This is a genomic window from Rhizobium sullae, assembly GCF_900169785.1.
Lineage (GTDB): Bacteria > Pseudomonadota > Alphaproteobacteria > Rhizobiales > Rhizobiaceae > Rhizobium > Rhizobium sullae.
Genome location: NZ_FWER01000015.1, coordinates 27,139 through 46,581, shown reverse-complemented (window position 1 = coordinate 46,581; position 19,443 = coordinate 27,139). Strand labels below are relative to the sequence as shown.

The 19,443-nt window shown below is 59.3% G+C and carries 17 protein-coding genes and 1 pseudogene; 8 read left to right on the top strand and 10 right to left on the bottom strand.

What is annotated here, in order from left to right:
* Positions 1 to 21: 21 nt before the first annotated feature.
* Positions 22 to 348, bottom strand: a complete 327-nt coding sequence (locus BN1800_RS14955; RefSeq protein WP_027509547.1) for a GYD domain-containing protein — start codon at positions 346 to 348, stop codon at positions 22 to 24.
* A gap of 483 nt (positions 349 to 831) precedes the next feature.
* Here BN1800_RS14955 and BN1800_RS14950 point away from each other — a divergent pair, with 483 nt between their 5' ends.
* Positions 832 to 2,838 carry an ABC transporter ATP-binding protein/permease gene (locus BN1800_RS14950; protein WP_086998821.1) on the top strand — a complete coding sequence of 669 codons (2,007 nt, stop codon included), beginning with the start codon at positions 832 to 834 and terminating at the stop codon, positions 2,836 to 2,838.
* Between the two features lie 267 nt (positions 2,839 to 3,105).
* Here BN1800_RS14950 and BN1800_RS14945 read toward each other — a convergent pair whose 3' ends face one another.
* The 3 genes from BN1800_RS14945 to BN1800_RS14935 all read right to left on the bottom strand — a co-directional run bounded on the left by BN1800_RS14945 (position 3,106) and on the right by BN1800_RS14935 (position 7,307).
* Positions 3,106 to 3,888: an ATP-binding cassette domain-containing protein gene (locus BN1800_RS14945; protein WP_027509545.1), complete on the bottom strand. Its 783-nt coding sequence runs from the start codon at positions 3,886 to 3,888 to the stop codon at positions 3,106 to 3,108.
* Complete coding sequence (locus BN1800_RS14940; RefSeq protein WP_027509544.1) at positions 3,881 to 6,136, bottom strand: ABC transporter permease; 2,256 nt, start codon at positions 6,134 to 6,136, stop codon at positions 3,881 to 3,883. The genes BN1800_RS14945 and BN1800_RS14940 overlap by 8 nt, the downstream gene beginning before the upstream one ends.
* An 88-nt stretch (positions 6,137 to 6,224) precedes the next feature.
* Complete coding sequence (locus BN1800_RS14935) at positions 6,225 to 7,307, bottom strand: substrate-binding domain-containing protein (RefSeq protein ID WP_086998818.1); 1,083 nt, start codon at positions 7,305 to 7,307, stop codon at positions 6,225 to 6,227.
* Between the two features lie 202 nt (positions 7,308 to 7,509).
* Between BN1800_RS14935 and BN1800_RS14930 the strand changes: the two genes are divergently transcribed.
* Positions 7,510 to 8,151 carry an alpha/beta hydrolase family protein gene (locus BN1800_RS14930; protein WP_086998815.1) on the top strand — a complete coding sequence of 214 codons (642 nt, stop codon included), beginning with the start codon at positions 7,510 to 7,512 and terminating at the stop codon, positions 8,149 to 8,151.
* A 264-nt stretch (positions 8,152 to 8,415) separates the two neighbouring features.
* On the opposite strand, the gene BN1800_RS14925 is transcribed toward BN1800_RS14930, so the two are convergent.
* Positions 8,416 to 9,408 carry an AraC family transcriptional regulator gene (locus BN1800_RS14925; protein WP_244564505.1) on the bottom strand — a complete coding sequence of 331 codons (993 nt, stop codon included), beginning with the start codon at positions 9,406 to 9,408 and terminating at the stop codon, positions 8,416 to 8,418.
* A 435-nt stretch (positions 9,409 to 9,843) separates the two neighbouring features.
* On the opposite strand from BN1800_RS14925, the gene BN1800_RS14920 reads away from it, so the two are divergent.
* On the top strand, positions 9,844 to 10,581 hold the full coding sequence (locus tag BN1800_RS14920; RefSeq protein WP_027509540.1) for an SDR family oxidoreductase: 738 nt from the start codon (positions 9,844 to 9,846) through the stop codon (positions 10,579 to 10,581).
* Here the strand turns inward: BN1800_RS14920 and BN1800_RS14915 are convergent.
* The gene (locus tag BN1800_RS14915; protein WP_086998812.1) at positions 10,532 to 11,467 is read right to left on the bottom strand and encodes a LysR family transcriptional regulator; all 936 of its coding nucleotides are present in this window, start codon (positions 11,465 to 11,467) and stop codon (positions 10,532 to 10,534) included. The two genes, BN1800_RS14920 and BN1800_RS14915, sit on opposite strands and share 50 nt — an antisense overlap.
* A gap of 136 nt (positions 11,468 to 11,603) precedes the next feature.
* Positions 11,604 to 12,410 carry a class I SAM-dependent methyltransferase gene (locus BN1800_RS14910; RefSeq protein ID WP_425299011.1) on the bottom strand — a complete coding sequence of 269 codons (807 nt, stop codon included), beginning with the start codon at positions 12,408 to 12,410 and terminating at the stop codon, positions 11,604 to 11,606.
* Positions 12,411 to 12,520: 110 nt separating this feature from the next.
* On the opposite strand from BN1800_RS14910, the pseudogene BN1800_RS14905 reads away from it, so the two are divergent.
* The 4 genes and pseudogenes from BN1800_RS14905 to BN1800_RS14890 all read left to right on the top strand — a co-directional run bounded on the left by BN1800_RS14905 (position 12,521) and on the right by BN1800_RS14890 (position 16,694).
* A pseudogene (locus BN1800_RS14905) lies at positions 12,521 to 13,651 on the top strand (ABC transporter substrate-binding protein).
* Between the two features lie 93 nt (positions 13,652 to 13,744).
* A complete protein-coding gene (locus BN1800_RS14900; RefSeq protein ID WP_086998809.1) occupies positions 13,745 to 14,881 on the top strand; it encodes an ABC transporter substrate-binding protein in 1,137 nt (378 codons plus the stop codon).
* Entirely contained in the window at positions 14,881 to 15,948 is a 1,068-nt protein-coding gene (locus BN1800_RS14895) for a FecCD family ABC transporter permease (protein ID WP_027509535.1), read from the top strand. Before BN1800_RS14900 ends, BN1800_RS14895 begins: the two co-directional genes overlap by 1 nt.
* Positions 15,942 to 16,694, top strand: a complete 753-nt coding sequence (locus tag BN1800_RS14890; protein ID WP_086998805.1) for an ABC transporter ATP-binding protein — start codon at positions 15,942 to 15,944, stop codon at positions 16,692 to 16,694. The genes BN1800_RS14895 and BN1800_RS14890 overlap by 7 nt, the downstream gene beginning before the upstream one ends.
* A 65-nt stretch (positions 16,695 to 16,759) precedes the next feature.
* On the opposite strand, the gene BN1800_RS14885 is transcribed toward BN1800_RS14890, so the two are convergent.
* The 3 genes from BN1800_RS14885 to BN1800_RS14875 all read right to left on the bottom strand — a co-directional run bounded on the left by BN1800_RS14885 (position 16,760) and on the right by BN1800_RS14875 (position 18,319).
* Positions 16,760 to 17,089: a type II toxin-antitoxin system VapC family toxin gene (locus BN1800_RS14885; RefSeq protein WP_244564504.1), complete on the bottom strand. Its 330-nt coding sequence runs from the start codon at positions 17,087 to 17,089 to the stop codon at positions 16,760 to 16,762.
* Between the two features lie 73 nt (positions 17,090 to 17,162).
* Positions 17,163 to 17,405 carry a type II toxin-antitoxin system VapB family antitoxin gene (locus BN1800_RS14880; protein ID WP_086998802.1) on the bottom strand — a complete coding sequence of 81 codons (243 nt, stop codon included), beginning with the start codon at positions 17,403 to 17,405 and terminating at the stop codon, positions 17,163 to 17,165.
* Positions 17,406 to 17,734: 329 nt separating this feature from the next.
* The gene (locus tag BN1800_RS14875; RefSeq protein ID WP_027509531.1) at positions 17,735 to 18,319 is read right to left on the bottom strand and encodes a TetR/AcrR family transcriptional regulator; all 585 of its coding nucleotides are present in this window, start codon (positions 18,317 to 18,319) and stop codon (positions 17,735 to 17,737) included.
* Between the two features lie 86 nt (positions 18,320 to 18,405).
* On the opposite strand from BN1800_RS14875, the gene BN1800_RS14870 reads away from it, so the two are divergent.
* A complete protein-coding gene (locus BN1800_RS14870) occupies positions 18,406 to 19,242 on the top strand; it encodes a crotonase/enoyl-CoA hydratase family protein (protein WP_086998797.1) in 837 nt (278 codons plus the stop codon).
* The last annotated feature ends 201 nt before the right edge of the window (positions 19,243 to 19,443 follow it).

Below are 19,443 nucleotides of genomic sequence, written 5' to 3'. Positions count from 1 at the left end.
TGGGAACCATTGGGCCGCCGCCTACGCTGCCGGTGGACGATACCGAATCGACTTCGCCTTTTCCAAGGCTTCGATCGTATCCTCGACGCTGAGGAGGACAGTGGTCTCAATAGAGCTGAGCGCTCCTCCTGCGCCGATGGCAAGCGCGACAGCCGCCATCGACACGTTATCAGGCGCCTCCCACAGATTCCAACCATCATGCTCGCCAAAGGCGTACCAGAATCCATGGAGCTTTCCGCCCACGGATTCAATGTAAGTACGTGCCGCCTCTCGGCGATCCTCGGGGTTTTCGATCATGCGCGCCCATGTCTCGGGCGTGTAGCTGAAGCGCGTGAGATACATGGCCATGGTTTACCTCCTCGGTCAGAACAACAGTTAACGCTCAAGCCCGGGAGAATGCGAGTCATTTCCAATGTGCGGATCAGGCGTCCCTGCCTGTTTGGTTCGCAAAGAGGCAAAGACTAGTGGCACGTGTCGCGAGAGTGAGGGGGCAGGATGTCGCGGAAAGCCGCCTTACGTTCATTGAGGACGTAACAACTACGGCGGGAGCGATACCGGACGCCTACCGGATGGCTGCCGACGAAAGGGCTCAAGGTCTTGCAGTTGTCTTTGCTAGCAGTGGTGAAGCTGCCCCTCACATCGGTGACGTGCCCGAAATTGCCCTATTCTCAGTGTACACGCATCCGACTTGGCCAATGCGCAATGTGTCTTGGTGTCCCGGAGCCTTGTGAGTTCGAGCGGCGACCACCTCATTTTCTCGAGAAGCTATCCGATGCCATGTTCGACGCCGCCATCATGAAACCTTTTGATTTTTAAGCCGTTGTCGTGCGTATGGCCGACGCTAAATTCAATCCGAAATCGGTCGACGGCACCAACCCGTACGGTGCCGAGAAGTCGCGCCAAGAGAAGGCATCGACTGTCGAGGTCGCGCCGCCCCCAAATGTAATCGAACCCGATACAGAGTTGACGCCTGAGGAGGCCGAGCAGGCGCGCAAGAGGTATTTGCTAACGCGTTTCTGGATCAGCGCGCGCGGTTACTGGAGTCGCGGCGGCGACAGGCTCGCTTGGCCGTGCTCAATCGGGCTATTGACCCTGATCTGCATCAATGTCGGCTTCCAGTATGGAATCAACGCCTGGAATCGCGCAATTTTTGACGCCATAGAACAACACAATGCCCGCACCGTATATATTCTGAGCGCTATATTCCTGCCGCTGGTGTTCGGAACCGTCGTCCTTGTCGTTGCACAAGTCTCCCTTCGTATGACCATTCAGCGCCGCTGGCGTTGCTGGCTCACTACCGCAGTCATCGCGCGTTGGCTCGCAAACGGCCGTTACTATCAGTTGAACCTCATCGGCGGCGACCACAAAAACCCCGAAGCGCGCGTCGCGGAAGATTTGCGGATTGCCACCGAATCACCCGTCGATTTCATCGCGGGTGTCATTTCCGCATTTCTGTCGGCCTCGACCTTCATCGTGGTGCTCTGGACGATCGGCGGAGCCCTCAGTCTGACAATCGCAGGTTCGACCATCACTGTTCCTGGCTTCCTCGTCATCACCGCGGTACTCTACGCCGCGATCACGTCGAGCTCGATGGCGGTCATCGGCCGCCATTTCGTCCACGTCTCTGAGGTCAAAAATCAGGCGGAAGCCGAATTTCGCTACACGCTGACGCATGTACGGGAAAACGGCGAGAGTATCGCATTGCTCGGCGGTGAAGAAGAGGAGCGTAACGACGTCGAGAAGACGTTCGCCAAGGTGCTCAGGCAATGGGCGCTCCTTGCGCGCCAACACATGCGCACAGCGCTTGTGTCGCAGGGGTCGAGCTTGTTTGCTCCAGTTGTGCCGGTTTTGCTTTGCGCTCCAAAGTTTCTCGAAGGCAGCATGACCCTTGGACAGGTGATGCAGGCCGCCTCAGCCTTCGCTATCGTTCAAAGCGCGTTCGGATGGCTGGTCGACAACTACCCCCGTCTCGCCGATTGGAACGCCTGTGCACGCCGCGTCGCTTCGCTGATGATGTCGCTCGACGGGCTCGAGCGCGCGGAACAGAGCGACGCCTTGGGACGCATCAAGCGCGGTGAAACTGAAGGCGACACGATGCTCAGCTTAAACGATCTCTCCGTGTCGCTTGACGACGGCACCGCCGTGGTCAAGGAAACCCAGGTCGTGATCGAACCAGGCGAGCGGGTGCTCGTAGCCGGAGAATCCGGTTCAGGCAAGAGCACGCTGGTGCGGGCCATCGCAGGTCTTTGGCCGTGGGGTGACGGCAGCGTCAATTTCCACGCCGACAGACAACTGTTCATGTTACCGCAACGGCCTTATATCCCTTCCGGGCCGCTTCGCCGTGCAGTCGCCTATCCCGGCGCCGCCGATAGCTGGACGCGGGATGAGATCAAGGCCGCCCTCGAGAAGGTGGGACTCGATTATCTGAACGACAAGATCGAGGACGACGCGCCATGGGACCAGACGTTATCGGGTGGCGAAAAGCAGCGGCTGGCGTTTGCGCGTCTCCTGCTACACACTCCCGATATCGTTGTGCTGGATGAAGCAACGTCAGCACTCGATGAGAAAAGTCAGGACAAGATGATGGAGATGTTGATCCATGAATTACCGAAGGTCACCATCATAAGCGTAGCGCATCGAGCTGAGCTGGAAGCCTTCCATAGCCGCAAGATCACATTGGAGCGGCGCGAGGGCGGCGCAAAGCTTGTCAGTGATATTGATCTTGTCCAGCGCAAGAGAAAACGGAACTTGCTGCTACGCCTTTTGGAGAACCGGCGCTCCTCACCGAAAGGGGGCACGACCTCGAGTAACGCGGCGCTGCCCCAGAACAGAAATTGAAGTCCGCCCAGTCGGGGTTCCCGGAAGGTGGTCGAGCCTGCCTTTGGAAGTCCAGGACCATTAGTTGCCCAAACCCGCCCTTTGAGCGACCATCTCTAGCACTAAGGAGCGCTATCTAAATAAAAGGTGCGGGCTCGATTGAAATTCGATAACGAAATCAAAGCCACGTTTTTGGGTGTGCGGGCAACTAAGCTATTGCACTTGGCCGATAATCGCACATTCGCATCGCCCACCATTCATCTTGTTGAAAACATTAAAAGCAGCCGCTCAAACTCGCCGTGCCTCATCGGCTGTCAGTGCGTCCTCTCGCGTGCCCGACACGATGATCTCAAGAACCTCATGCTCGTCGGTGTTCTTGATGTAGCGGTCGCCGACATATTCGCCACGCTTCAGCACCATAACGCGGTCGCCGACGGCGAAGATATCGACGAGGCGATGCGAGATGATGATTTGTGCAACCCCCTGTTTCTTTAGCTCCAGCATGGTTTCGAGCAGGCGCTCGGTCGCCATCACGGAAAGGTTGGCTGTCGGCTCGTCGAGAATCACGACGCGCGGATCGAAAGAAATCGCGCGGGCAATGGCGACGGATTGCTGACGGCCACCCGACAGGCTTTCGACCTTCTGATACACGGAGTTCACGTCGACCTTGAGCCGTTTCAGCACGTCGTCAGCTTCCGCATACATTTTGCGGCGATTGACGAAAGGGCCTTTGAGCGGCCAGCGGCCTAGGAAGATATTCTGGCCGACATCCATGTTTCCGCATAGCGCGAAGTCCTGGTAGATCATCTCGATGCCGACGTCGCGGCTTTCGTGCGGGCTCTTGAAGTACGCCGGTTTCCCGGCGACGAAGATTTCGCCGGCATCGCGCTGATAGGCGCCGGTCAGGATCTTCATGAGCGTCGATTTGCCGGCCGAGTTGTCGCCGACTAGGCCGAGTATCTCGCCGGGATAGAGCACGAGGTCGACCTTGCGGAGTGCCTGCACCGCGCCGAAGGCTTTCTCGATACTCCGCATTTCCACAATCGGATCGGGTCGTGTTATGTCAACCATGAACGATTTCCTTGCCCCTGCGCGCTCTTGCGAGGCGGGCTAGCAGGTGTCCGAATATATTGGCTTGGCGCACCCATATGTCGATCAACACCGCAACGATGAGGATGAGGCCGATGAAGACGTTGATCCAGTGCTGCGGCATATTAAATCCCTGTACGTTGAGCTGCATGAGAGCCCGCACCAGCGTAATCACCGCCGCGCCTGCGAGTGCGCCGATCATCGTGCCGTAGCCGCCGAAGATCGAGCCGCCGCCGATGATGACGGAGGCGATGGCGTCAAGCTCGCGGAACTGACCGGCAACCGGGTTGAAGCTCCGAAAATAGGCGATGTTGATGACCCCGGCCATGGCTGCACAGAGCGCCGCCAGCATGAGAGCGATGAAGCGCACCCGGTTGGTGTGGATGCCGGCATAGGCCGCGGCGCGGATGTTTCCGCCAGTGGCGCGGACCTTGTGTCCGAACGGCATGTAAGCGAGAACGACGCCGGCCATCAGGGCGACGAAACACATCCAGATCGTCTGGACGCTGACGACTTCGGCTACCGTGCGAAGGATGCCGGGCGGCAGCGAGACGCGGAAATGGAGGAGGATATCGTTTACCTTGCGGCCGATCAGGTTGTAGCCTTCCGGCCAGCCCGCCAGCTGCTGTCCGGCGACGAACCAGGCGGCCAGACCGCGTGCCATGTAGTACATGCCAAGAGTGGCGATGAACGCTGGCAACTTGAAGCCAACCGTCACGACCGCATTGACGAAACCCGCGGCCATTCCCGCAAGAAGACCCATCGCGATTGCCGTGATTGGATCGGCGCCGAGAACTTTCAGGAAGTAGGCGGCAGTGCTCCCGGCAAGTGCAAGGACCGATCCGACGGAGAGGTCGATATCGCCGGCGGCGATAACATAGGTGAGCCCGATCGCGATCAGCGCCAACTCGGTATAGTTGAGCAGGATCGCGAAGCTGTTCGACAGGTTCCACCAATAGTCGGGCCTGAGCGCAACACCCGCACACCACAGCAAGACAGCCAGGATGATAGCGAGCGAATCGCGCCGGCCAAGAAACCTTCCGAAGGTGGTCGGCGACATTGCCATGTCGGTCGCCATTGCTCCTTTGGTCTGAACGCCCTCGAGCGCAACGCCGCCGATTTCGTAGGCCAGCGGCGGCGGCTTGCCGCGAAGCCACGCCCAGAAACGTGTTGCAAGCTGGCGCCGAATGAGATGGGGTTCGATCAGCACGGCGATGATGAGAAGTAGTCCGATGAAAACCGGCACCGCACCGACCGGCAGCGAAAAGATCGCATTGACCGTAATTTCCTCATCGCCGATTTTGATGATGCGCGTGATCGGCCAGCCCTCGCGTAGAACCTTGTCGAGAAGGACAACCAGCAAGGCACCGAGGCACGATCCGGCCACGCGGCCGCGGCCGCCAAGAATTGAAGCGCCGCCGATGATCACGGCGGCGATGACCGTCAGCTCGCCACTGACACCGTAAAGCGGCGTCACACCCTTATCCTGGGCGGCGGACATCAGGCCGGCGAGCGTCGCGCAGAGCGAGGAGATCAGGTAGGCCCGGATACGCACCCAGTTCGTCGGTATGCCGGCATAGACCGCTGCCTGCTCATTGCCGCCTGTGGCGAAGGTCTCGTAGCCCCAGCGTGTCTTCGCCAGCACAAGGGCGCCGATCACCGCGACAATGGCAAAGATCACAATCTGGTTGTTGAAACCGAGGATATTTGTCTCACCGAGGTGGAAGAACAGCGGATATTCTTTCGCCTTGCCAGGATAATAGATCGCCTGGCCGTGGGTGAGCGCCAGTACGAATCCGCGGCCTATAAAGAGAACCGTCAATGTGGCAATGAATGCGGGCACCTTCAGGATAGTGACAAGCAGGCCGTTGGCGAGGCCTATCACAACACCTAAAATCATACAGAGGATTGTCGCTGTCAGGACGTTCAGGTCGAGAACGTTGGATGCGAACAGTCGGGCAAAGACGACGGCGACCAGGCCATAAGTGGAGCCGACCGAGAGATCGAGATCCTTGTTGACGATGACGAACGTCATTCCGACTGCGATGATGGCCACACGCGAGGTATCGCGAAGCAGCGCATGGAACGCCTCCGCCGATCCGAAGAAGATGGGATTGACAATCGCGCCGCCGAGATAGAGCAGCAAGAGCAGCCCAACGAGCCCCACCTCCCAGCCGCCGATCAGCTGGGAAGGTGCGCGGTCTGGCCGGGTCGTCGTATTAGGCTCCATAAGCTTCTTCTATTCGGCTTTCGAGACGCCGGGTGCTGTGGGGAGAGCGCGCGCCCTCCCCCAGCGATCTGGAGCATTGCGCGTGACATTAATTCTCGAAGCGTTTGCCGACATCTCCCACAGTCTCCTCGGTCACGAGTTGGGCACGCGTATCGAGATTGGCCGCCGCGATGCCGCGATCGATCTGCAGATAAAGCTGCATGACTGGCCAGAAGCCTTGTAGGAACGGCTGCTGCCCGAGCGCGCCCGTCAGGTCGCCGCTCTTCAATGCATCCTGCTGAGCCGGACCGAGATCGAAGCCATAGGCACAGATCTTGCCGGTCTTTCCGGTCTGGGCGACGGCCTTGGCAAGGGCCGGCGTGAAGACGTTGTTGCCGGCGAAGGCGCCGACCACATCGCCGCGGGATTCAAACAGCGTGACGATACCGTTCACCGGATCATTCGGGTTGGTGTCGATGCCGGTGTTCTCCGGCCCCGCATCGACCTTGAAGTTCTCCAGCTTGCCTGCATCCTTAAGTCCTTTGACGATCGCGTTGAACGCCGATGTCACACGGTTGTTCACCTCGATGTTTCCCATGGCCGTCGACGAGGGCAGCACGATCGAACCTTTCTCGATGCCTTTGTCCGCCAGGCACTTGACGAGCGCCTCGCCGGCAATCGCGGCCGCGGACGCGTCCTGCCCGGTATGGCTCAGGCTATTGCGGTTGAGAATGGTTCCATCGAAGGAATTCGTCGTGGCAACCGGGATGCCCTTCGCTTCGGCGGTTTTGACGATGTCGTTATAGGCGCCGGCCTGCGGCGTTGTCATGATCAGCCCGTCGATCGTCGGGTCCTGCACGATCTGGTTCAGGATTTCGATCTCGCGGGCAGGATCGTCGGTCGGTGATTCCGAGCCTAGCAGCAGGATTTTGGCGCCGATCAGATTGCCGGCAACCGTCGCGCCGACATAGACAGGGTCGAAGAATCCATTGCCAGCCGTATGCGTCACAATCGCGAATGTCAGATGGCCGTCGGCAGAATGGAAATCCTTCGTGCCGGCCGCCTCCTTTGCGGCTTCTTCGAAACCGTAACCGCCAACCGCTTTCTCGACGCTGCCCGATTGCGCGAAGGCATACGAGACGCCGAGCGATACCGCCGCGGTCGATGCCGCGAGCAACAAAATTCGCCTCATGATTGGTCCTCCCTGACCCAGAATCGGAGTCATCCGAGCGCACTTGTCGAGTTGTTCGAATGCCCCTCTCCTCGTAGTTGCTAACATTCTAATATGCTGCGCAAATCCGCCGGAAGTAAATGGCGAACTCATCGTATCGACGAATTAATTCGAGTCCGAAGCGTCCGATGACAAAGGCTGGCCGTCCGTCTATGAATAGCTCATGCAAAATGGCTTTCAGATAAACGGCCGTGACGACGCCGAGTTTACAGTCCTGCTTGCGCATGGTGCCGGCGCGGCGATGGATTCGACGTCAATGACGGCTGCGGCCGAAGCTCTCGCGTCCGCCGGCTTTCGGGTCGCCAGGTTCGAATTCGCCTATATGGCGGCAAGGCGAACGCCCATGGGCCGCAAGCCGCCGCCCCGCGCCGACAAACTCATTCCGGAATATGTTACCGCAGTCGAGCGGCTCGGCGCGCGCGGGCCTTTGATCATTGGCGGAAAATCGATGGGCGGCCGCGTTGCCAGCATGATTGCTGACGAGCTATTCGCCAAAGGCAAGATCGCCGGGCTCCTCTGCCTCGGCTATCCGTTTCACCCCCCAGGCAAGCCTGATGAGCTTCGCACGAAGCATCTCGAAACGCTGAAAACGCCGGCGCTGATCGTCCAGGGAACGCGGGACCAGTTCGGCACAAGGCAGGAGGTTCAAGGCTACGGGATATCCGACAAGATAGAACTGGTTTGGCTCGAAGACGGTGACCACGATCTGAGGCCCAGAAAGAAGATATCGGGCTTCTCGTTCACCGACCATCAGGCGAGCATGGCGGCGGCCGTCAAAGCCTGGGCATCGTCGCTGGCGCCATAGCCATGGCGGGGCACCGTCGCGGCGGGGCTGTATACACATAGCGAATTTCCTATACGAAACACGCAGGAAAGTTAGGAATGAACCGGCAACGAGGGCCGAAAGCATTGATGTTCGGCTTTCGGCCGGGCAGGTTTTAGCGGTGAATGTGGCGGTTGTGATAGCCGCCAGCTTGAGCATCGGCCGCCCATCGACCACCCCTATCTCGATGGGCGGTCCCCGTGAGCACTCGGTCACATTTCGATAGCCGATGAATTTGCCTGGCCGTCACTTTCCTGCCCTTGCGAACCGGCGCGTCTCCGTCGGCATTTCCCCGAACGTTTCCCGGTAGAGGATGGAGAAGCGCCCGACATGCCTAAAGCCCCACTGCCGGGCGATATCGGAGATGGATACGCTGTCCTGGTGGCCGAGAAGGAGGTCTTTTCGCGCTCCCTCCAAGCGAAGCTGGCGGAGGTGGTTCAATGGTGTCGTATTCTTGAATTGCTTGAACGCGGCCTGGAGGGCGCGGGTGCTGACACCTGCATCGCGCGCGACCTCCTCGACGCTTACCGCCCTTGCGATGTTGGCCATCATGTAGTCGATGGCCCGCTTCATCTGCCTTGGCATGGCAGGCGACACGGGGCGTTCCAACAACGCCGAATAGCGATGTGGCACGTTTTCGAGAAGCGTGACCATGATCGTTCGGAAGAAGAACTCCGTGGAACGCGCCGAGATGGCGCCCGCCGGTTCGCTTATCAGATTGTTCCAGAGCAGGTGCACCATCGCGGCGAGTTTCGCACCCGCACCCGAATGTGCATCGTACTCGGCAAAGAGCTCGATATCGTGGGTGACCGGCGCATCAAGAAGTTCGCTCAGCTGGCGGGTGACGGACTGGCGGCTGAAAGCGATTCCGATGTGGCTGCGTTCGTTATGCAGCCGCAGTATGGTGGCTTTTGAAAGGTCTGCGGCCAGAAGTGTCCCGGGCGTCGACGTGAGCTGATGCCCGCGTCCAGCCATCTCCATCGCACCCGCTATCGGAACATAGAGCGCGTAGGCGTCCGGCGGCTCCGAGAAATTGACTTCCATTCCAGACCGGCAAAGGCCCGACCAGATGTCGAAATCTCCAAGGGAGAAATGGGTATCTTCCACGGAAATGGTACTGCTGCGGTCGATCGGGCTAACCTGGACCGGCTTCAAAGTATTGGCATAGTGTTCGCGCAGTTCGTCGACATCGGCTTCGAAGATGCTGAAACGGGAGGCGTGTAGGTTGCCTGTCATCATCTAAACTGGCCCGAAACAACCGAAGCAGTCACACGCAACCGCCCAGGATTAGGCGATGCCTTGACCGAGGAAGAATAGGCGGCTGCGCCGCACAGAGATTCACGAAGAATGCGCCATTCTCCCCGGTTGACAAGTCTCCTCCGACTTGTGCGGCTGCGCTTGCATTAATATTACTTTATGCACACATTAGTGTCTTCGTAAATATCTGGCTCGATTGAGCTGTATCCAGAGAACGAATGGAATGTCCGCTAGGCGTTGGATTGTCATCGGACAATCTCGAAGGTGCGACGAGCCCTGGCCAGGTCATACATCGGATCCCAAATACCTTTTGCGCTCCATCGGGGCTTCCGATGATGCTATCGCTTTTCCCCGTTTTCTCTTTTTGACCTTCTCTGCCAATCCTCGGCTGCAGTGATCATGGGCAGGAGTAGAGACATGGCAACGGCTGAAATTTCGAATTCAAGGATTTTGATTGTCGGCGGCGGTTCTGGAATGGGCCTGGCGCTGACAAAACGCTCTCTTGCCGCCGGTGCGGAGGTCGTCATTGCCGGACGGAACGCCGATAAACTGAGACGCGTCAGCGAGGATTTACAGAACCCCGAGGCGCTTCGCACGGCCGCGATCGATATAGCACACGAGGATCAGGTCGCCGATCTGTTTCGGCGGATAGGTCGGTTGGACCATATCGTCAGCACGGCCGCCGATATCGAAGGAGCCTATCAGCTGCTGCCTTCGCTCGATCTGAAGGCCGCGCAAAGGGTCGTCGAAAGCAAAATTTACGGACCGCTGCTGCTGGCAAAGCATGGTGGCCCCCTGCTCTCCGCCAACGGCTCAATTACCTTCACCTCCGGTATCGCGGCCTATCGTCCATCCGCACGCGGATCGGTTGTCGCTGCCGTCAATGCGGCGCTGGAAGGATTGGTCCGGGCGCTTGCGGTTGAACTCGCACCAATTCGTGTCAATGCAATCTCTCCCGGCTGGGTCGACACACCCATCTGGACAGTCGTTGCCGGCGACAAGAAGGACGACACATTGAGCGCCATGGCAGAACGGCTGCCGGTCGGACGCGTGGGACGGGCGGACGATATCGCCGATGCTGTCTGCTTTCTCATGGGCAATGGCTTCACGACAGGGACGGTATTGCATGTCGAGGGTGGGCATCGACTGATTTAGCTGGCGCAAATCGATCGCTCGCGGCTGCCAGCAACAATCTCAGGGCCGGTGGCTGAACACGTCTGCGCCGCCAGATCATGACAAGCAAAACTGCTTGCATGCCCGGCCAGGACACCTCACTTACTTCGCCGCGGCAAAGGGCCTCGACGACCGCAAGGCGCGGAACCAGGCTTAGGCCCGCGCCCGCCGCCACCAGCTGTGCAATTGCGCCTATGCTGCCAACTTCGGCTCCAATCCTCGGTGCCGCTGCGCCTGCCTCTTCAAATGCCTTCTCGAACAGATACCGGTAGACGCATCCGGCTTCAGTCGCCACGAAGCTCGCCGAGGCGAGCGTGGCCAAGTCCGGTTTCGTCGTTGCGAATTCACATCCAGGAGGCGCAATGAGGACCAATGGCTCTGCGGCAATTGCCCGTTTGGCGAAACGTTCGTCAGGGCCGCTTTGATCAAAGCAGAAGGCGGCATCGATTTCGCCCGCTTCGAGCTTTCGCCGCAGATCACCGCTGCCGGCGACCTTCAGCTTGATATTGATGTCAGGATGACGGTGCTGAAATCCGGACAGCCATCCTGGCAGCTTGACCGAAGCGATCGTCTCAAGCGCACCGATCGTTACCGACCCAGGGTTTTGCACACAGACCGCCGCTACGGCGGCGCGGGCTTCGTCTGACAGCATCAGTATGTCTTCGGCATAGGAACTTAACACCTGGCCTGCTTGCGTCAGTTCCAGACCTGACCTCGATCGGGTAAAGAGTGCCGTGCCAAGTTCAGCTTCCAGGGATTGGATCTGATCACTCACGCTCGATTGGGCGAGATGAACTTCTTCGGCGGCCCGGGTGAAATTTCGTTGCCGGGCGACCGCGAGGAATGTCTTGAGGAATCTGGGATGCATCGACGGACCGAAGTGTCAGAGCCACAGCATAACCATAAAACGCTGGGACGACGCTTGCCACACCGCTTGTGTTGCCGTCAACCTGTTCGAACATAAAGGACCAACGCCCAGCCATCCCCACGTCGAACTCAAAGAATTATCGAGGTTTGCATGCGCTTATCGCGTAGCGGTGCTGCAGGCCTCTCGAAAGCGCCTTGAGGTAGTTCCAGTGGCGGGCCTGGGCTCTGTGCACGTCCCGCAGGTCTTCGTCGATCCGGACATCTTCGAAGCCGGCGTTCTTCAGAAGCGCGGCGATGCGGTCGGCCCGCGCGCCCTTTGAGAAGTAGACCCGTGACAGGATGCTCGTATGGATCTCGGCCATGCCGGGCGCATGCATCGGATCGGCCTTCAGAAGTCCGGCACGTTCGAGCAATTTCATCACACGCCTCACCAGCCGCCCGGCAAAACTGGCGCTGACGAAATCGCCGTCGACGATCAGCAGCGTCCCGCCAGGCTTCAGCACACGTATCCATTCTGCAAAGGCCTTTTCCGGATCGACCAGCGTCCACACCAGATGGCGGGTCACGATGACGTCATAAGCTCTATCCGGCTCCATGGTGTTTTCGACATCCGCCATATGGAAACTGATCGTGCGGCCACGGCTATTGGCTTTGGCACGGGCACGCTCCAGCATCGGCTCGGCCCAGTCGAGGCCGGTCACCTTGAAGCCGAGATCGTCCATGAGATGGGAGATGACGCCGGTGCCGCTCGCAAGATCGAGCGCACGGCGTCCCTCTCCCGGCCCAAGATGCTTCACGATGAGCCGATGCCAGGCTTCCCGTTCCGATTCGCTGAAAACTTCATGACCCGGCGACCGGTCGAAAGTCTCGGCCCGGGCCGACCAGTAGGCTTTGATCTCGTCACGAAGCCCGTAATTCTCACCGACCGCCATTTGTCCGTCCATTGCCATCATCCCTGTCAGTCTCAATTTGAAATCGTTCTAATAGATATAACTTGACGATTACATTCATAAAATAATAGACGGCATTTCAGTTTTCCACGGAGTGAATATTAATGCGCATTACAGGCAAAGCGGCCGTTCTTGCAATGGGCCTTGTCGTCACCGCGGTCTGGCCGGCATTTGCCGACATGATCACCGTCAAGGACGTCACCGGGCGCGATGTCGAGGTGAATGCGCCGGTCAAGCACATGATCCTCGGTGAGGGCCGGCAGATTTATTTTCTCGCGGCACTCGATAGGGAGGCACCCTTTCAACATGTCGTGGGCTGGCGCGATGACCTGCCAAAGGCCGACCCTTAATCCTACGACGCCTATCGCGCGAAATATCCCGAAATCGCCAAGTTGCCGACTTTCGGCGGCATGAAGGACGGCAGCTTCGATATCGAACAGGCCGTTGCGCTGAAGCCCGACGTGATCCTAATGAATATCGACGCGAAAACCGCGACCGAAGAAGCCGGATACATCGAAAAGCTCGGCAAAGTCGGCATTCCGCTCGTCTATGTCGACTTCCGCGAAAAGCCGATGGAGAACACCGAACCCAGCATGCGCATCATGGGCAAGCTGATGGGCAAGGAAGCGCTCGCCGAAGACTTCATCAAATTTCGCGCCGACAGCATCAGCCAAGTTACCGATGTGCTTCAAAAGGCCAAGCCGCCGAAGCCTGTCGTCTTCGTCGAGCGCGCCGGCGGCTATTCCGAGGATTGCTGCATGTCCTTCGGCAACGAAAACTTTGGCAAGATGGTCGAAATTGCCGGCGGCACCAACATGGCCAAAGACATCATCCCCGGCACGTTCGGAACGGTCAATCCGGAGCAGATCATCGCGTCCAATCCGGATCAGATCATCGTCACCGGCGGCAACTGGGACAAGTATGTGCCTGGCGGCAACTGGGTTGGCGTTGGCTATGGCGCGGATCTGAAGGAAGCTCATCGCAAGCTCGAAGCACTGACCAAGCGGCCCGCTTTCACCGGCGTCAAGGCCGTCGTAGACAATAACGTTCATGCGATCTGGCATCAGTTCTACAACAATCCCTACCAGTTCGTCGCTATCCAGGAGATCGCAAAGTGGCTTCATCCGGACCTCTTTGCCGATCTTGATCCCGAAGCAACCTTCAAGGAACTGCACGCCCGCTTCCTGCCGCTTGACTACAAGCCGGGATATTTCGTCTCGCTGAAGGACGAGTGAGCATGAGTAACCGGGCCGGCGGCGCTGAAGCGAACCGCCGGCCCCCGCCCATTTCTGTCGCCGATGCGAATTCCGCGTCGATAGGAGCGCCCCATGCGGTTTTCTGCAATCCGACACATCGCCGCCGTCCTTCTTGTCCTGTTTTCGGCACCCGCCATGGCAGCCGAGATCATCGATGTTGCCGGCCGCACGCTCGAGATCGACCTGCCGGCAAAACGCGTCATCGTTGGCGAGGCACGCCAGATCCATGTCATCGCCCCCCTCAAGGGTGACAAGACCTTTGATCAGATCGTCGGCTGGCGTGATGATCTGATCAAGAAGGATCCAGACAGCTACGCAGCCTATGCCGAGGCCTTTCCGCAGATTACCGACCTGCCGCGTTTCGGTTACCTGCCGCAGGGCGAATTCAGCCTCGAAGCTGCAATTGCCCTTTCACCCGATGTCATCACCCTCAACCTCGAAGCTGAAAAATCCGCCAAGGAAAGCGGTTTCGAGGAACAGGCCGCCGCCGCCGGTATAAAAATCGTGTATCTCGATTTCCGCCTCGATCCGGTTCGCAACACCGAGGCGTCGATCGAACTGCTCGGCCGACTGTTCGACGCCGAAGATCGCGCCGAGGAATTCATTGCCTATCGGCGCGCTGAAATCGCCCGCGTGGCCGACAGGCTCGCAAAGATCAAGGACCTGAAGCGCCCGAACGTGTTTGTCGAGCGGGCGCCGGGCATTTCCGGGGAGAACAACTGCTGCCGCACCTTCGGACCGGTCAATTTCGGTGCCATGGCGGAAGAGGCCGGCGGCCACAATATCGCATCCGATGTCCTTGCCACGACCTTCGGCGATCTCAACCCGGAACAGCTCGTCGTGTCCGATCCCGAACATGTGATTGTCACCGGCTCGAACTGGAAAGCCGAATCCGACATCAACCAGTTCGTCCCGGTGGGCCGTAATGCGGATATGTCGCTCGCACGCGATAGGCTCGCAAAGCTGATGACGCGCACGCCCTTTCCGGCGCTGAAGGCTGTCAAGAACGGACAGGTTCACGCCGTGTGGCACCAATTCTACGGCGCACCATACGAATTCTATCCGATCCAGCAGTTCGCGAAGTGGTTTCATCCCGAGCTGTTTGCCGATCTCGATCCCGACCGGACGTTCAAGGAATTCCACGAAAAGTTCCTTCCAGTCACCTTCAAGCCTGGGTATTTCGTGTCGCTGGAACGAGGATCGAACTGATGGCCGAGGCAACAGAAACACTTATCGAACCGGCGGGGCGCGAGCGATATCGCGCGCTTGCGGCACGCAGAATCCTGATCCTCAGCGGACTGGTTGCCGCGCTGTGCCTCAGTGTTGCGGCCGACATGGCGCTTGGCCCGGCGCGTTATGGTCTTTCGGAGGTGATCTCGGCAATCTTCAGCCCCGGCGACGTGGCAAACCAACTGCGGGTCGTTATCTGGGACATCCGCATGCCCATCGCGCTGATGGCGGTCACCGTTGGCGCCTCGCTCTCGGTCGCCGGTGCGCAGATGCAGACGATCCTCTCCAATCCGCTGGCAAGCCCCTTTACGCTGGGCATTTCGGCGGCCGCCAGTTTCGGCGCAGCTCTCGCGCTCGTTGGCGGTGTGGCCCTGTTTCCCGGCGCCATCGAATACATGGTGCCGCTGAATGCCTTCGTGATGGCGATGGTCGCGGCCCTCTTCATCCACTTCGCGTCAACGATGCGCGGCGTCAGCGTCGAAACCATCATACTGCTCGGCATTGCCCTGGTCTTCACGTTCAACGCGGCCCTCTCCCTCCTCGAATATCTGGCCTCCGAACAGGCGCTTGCGGCGGTCGTCTTCTGGACCATGGGCAGCCTGACGAAGGCCACCTGGGCCAAGGTCTATTTCACCGGGGCTGTACTTCTCGTCACTGTACCTCTCTTCATGAAGGATGCCTGGGCGCTGACTGCCCTTCGCCTCGGCGACGACAAGGCAGCCAGTATGGGCGTCAACGTCCGCCGGCTGCGGCTGCAGACAATGATGATCGTCAGCCTGCTTGCGGCAATTCCGGTCTCCTTCGTCGGCACCATCGGATTCGTCGGGCTTGTCGGGCCGCACATCGCCCGCATGCTGGTTGGGGAAGACCAGCGCTTTTTCCTTCCTGGAGCCGTCATCTGCGGCGCACTTCTCCTGTCGGTGACGTCGGTCGTCAGCAAGATGCTCATTCCCGGTGCGATCCTTCCGATCGGCGTGATCACCGCGCTGGTCGGCGTTCCCTTCTTCTTCGTCCTCATATTCAGCAATCGGAGGCGCGCATGGTAGCGCTTGCGCTTCAGGACGTCGGCGCCGCATACGGCCGCAGGACGGTGCTCTCCAGCGTTAGTACGGACCTGCTCCAGAGCGGCAGCGTGACGGCGGTGATCGGCCCCAATGCCGCGGGCAAATCGACATTGTTCAAACGCATCGCCTCGTTGATCCCCGGGCCGGGGCTTGTCGAGCTCTCCGGTACGGAGCGCGGACCGAGAACGGTGTGCTACATGCCGCAGGATACCGGAGCCAACGCGGTGCTGACGGTCTATGAATCGATCCTATTGTCGGCCAAGCAGGGCAGCGGCTGGCGCGTTCACGACGATGAGCTCGCGGAAATCGACGCCGTCCTGAAAGCACTGCGGATTGAGGATCTCGCGTTCCGGGAGCTTGGAGAGCTCTCCGGCGGGCAGCGGCAGTTGGTCTCGCTGGCGCAGGCGCTCGTGCGCCAGCCCGAGGTTCTTCTCATGGATGAGCCGACCTCGGCGCTCGATCTGCATCGCCAGGTGGATGTCCTTACCTTCATCTCCGATCTGGCCGCACGCAAGGGCATGATCGTGCTGGTCGCTCTCCACGACCTCAACCACGCTCTTCGTTACTGTCAGAATACGATCGTGATTGCTGACGGTTCGATGGCGATCAGCGGCGAGACATCGGCTGTCATCACGGCCGAAATGCTCCGCGACATCTACAAAGTAGCGGCCCGCATCGAAACCTGCTCACAGGGACGAGCGCTCGTCATCGTCGATAACGCCATATAGGCAGCTGAGCTTCGTGATATCCATAGGATGTCATGTTTGGATGCCCCCGATTATAGACGGGCGTGTCAGGGCACGGTGCGCACATCTGTCTGTCTGAACTCATCGGCCGTAGCCAAAATGGGTACATCGAAGTATTTTGCGCAGGCATAGTGGAGGCAATCGCCAAGGTTGAGGCCGCAGCGGCCCGAACGATAGCGATGCCCAGTGGAAAGAGCGAGACGGGTCGTTTCGCTCGCGGGCGGAAGATCGCGGACTTCGATCCCGCGTTCGTCGAGGAACTCGATTACGATGGGCTCTACCTCTGCCACGACGAGACCGAACTTGTCGGGGCGGGCGAGGCCGAGCACCGCCTCCATCACTGCGACCGGGGACGTGAAAGCGTCCTTCGCGGCCACAATAGCATCAGAACACGCTCCGCCTCCGGCTCGTCGGAGAGGAGCGCGATGATGGCGCAGGCATCGACGAACATCAGTTTTCCCACATTTTGTCAAAAGCCTCGCGCGAAAGCGGTTTTCTCGCCGAAGAGCCGAGCGTAACCCCGTGCTTTTCGCGGAGCCGGGCGGCGGTCTGAAGCGGAGTCTCGACTTTCCGCCGGCGTTCGATCGCCTCTTTCATGGCGATGACGATCGCGTCGGTGATACTGACGCCGGCCATATGCGCGAACTTCCGCGTAAGCGTGTCCGCTTCGGGATTGTTGACGTTGATTGGCATGAACCCTCCATGTAGGTAAACTGAAAATGAATGTAGATCATCTTATCTACATTCATAAGGACAGAGGTGGGGAACTGGGGTTCCGGAAATCGGACCGGCGTTTTTAGCGGAAGTTAAGTCACGGATTGCTTCCGATCCGTATTCCGGCCCCCTGAACATTAGAAGGGCACCGATATACGGTAGAAAGTTCAAATCATGAACAGCCCGACGTGCTTCCGCGCGGGAGGGCGGAACTTTACTGTTCGCCCATCGGAACGAGCAAAGAGCGGAAGTTCACTCGATCCTGCGTGATGCCGGTTTTCGCCCCGAGGGCGGTCTAGAAAGTCCGACTACTTGTCTGCGCTCGCGGTACGGATCAGCGACCGGGCCGCTTCCCCCGCGGCTTCGATGTATGCCGGATCGCGATGTAACAGAACGAGGGCGAACGAGCCATCCAGCAAGAGGACGATCTGTCGGGCAAGTTGCGGCGCCCCTGTCCCGATTCCTGCCGCCTCAAGAATGACCCGTAGCCAGTCCTCGACTTTCTTCTTGTGGGCAGTCCCGATTTTCATCGCGGGATGGCCGGGCATGTTGGCGAGTTCCGCCGCGGTACGCAGGAAACCGCAGCCTTTCCATTTCGGGTGGCGGGCCGAGCGGGCAAGATTGCGAAAGATGCCTTCCACCTTGTCTGCCGGTTCACCCTCGGTTTCCGCGAACCAGCGTTTGAACAAAGCGAGATTGGGCTGGTCGCGCGCTTCGAGATAGGCCCCTATGAGGTCGTCCTTGCTCGCGAAATGATAGTAGAGGGTACGCTTCGTGACGCCCGCCTTCTCGGCCACCGCATCGACGCTGACGCTTCTGATGCCCTCGTTGTAGAACAGCTTGGCTGCCGCCGAGATAATGCGTTCGCGCGTCGGGATCGTATCGGAGGCCATGCGATCATGTATACCGACTAGTGAATATACACAAGCGTCGGCTGGTGACATGTTCAGAGGGTTCAACATGCCGGAAAGGAAACCGAATGACCGACACTGTTCTGATCGAGAGCCGCGATGGAGTGGCCACCCTCACGCTCAATCGCCCCGAAAAACTCAACGCGCTCAACTACGCCCTGATTGACCGTCTGCTCGCGATCCTCGACGCCATAGAAATTGATGACTCGGTTCGTGCAATCATCCTGACCGGCGCGGGCGAGCGTGCGTTCTCGGCAGGCGGCGATATCCACGAATTCTCCGAAAGCGTGGCGCGCGGCGCCGATGCCGCCCTGCGCGATTTCGTCACCCGCGGGCAGCGACTGACGGCGAGACTGGAAGCGTTCCGCAAACCCGTCATCGCGGCTGTCAACGGCCTTGCCTTTGGCGGAGGCTGCGAGATCACCGAGGCTGTCCCGCTCGCCATCGCCAGCGAACGTGCCCTGTTCGCCAAGCCCGAGATCAATCTCGGAATGCCGCCGACCTTTGGTGGAACGCAGCGCCTGCCGAGGTTGGCCGGACGCAAGCGCGCGCTCGAATTGCTGCTGACGGGCGACACGTTCTCGCCGCAGCGCGCCCTCGAACTTGGTCTGGTCAACCAGGTGGTCCCGCATGACGACCTGAGGCTTGGGGCGCATGAGCTCGCACGACGCATCATGCGTCATTCCCCGTTGGCAGCCGCTAGTATTCTGACGGCGGTAACGCGCGGTATCAACCTGAGTATCGCGGAGGGGCTATTGATCGAGGGCGAACAATTCGCCCGTATGGCACCAACCGCCGATCTGCGCGAGGGGCTTGATGCCTGGATTGCGCGACGCAAGCCGAACTATCCCGGTTCGTGGTCTGCGGCGGCTTCGGCCGTAAGGCGGAAGCCGATTTCACCGTAGACGCCGTGTCCCCGGCCAAGGAAGTGGAGAGGAACGGTGAGTATGCGCAGAGGTTTGCGCCTTTAATGAACAGTGATTAACGGGGCATCTCACCACTCATTAGAGGCGCCAAACTTCAATTGCTATGGCTCTATAGGGCCCCTCCCTTGAGCCCCATCCAGCCGTCCGAACATCAATTGCAGTTTGAGCGTGTCCTCTTGC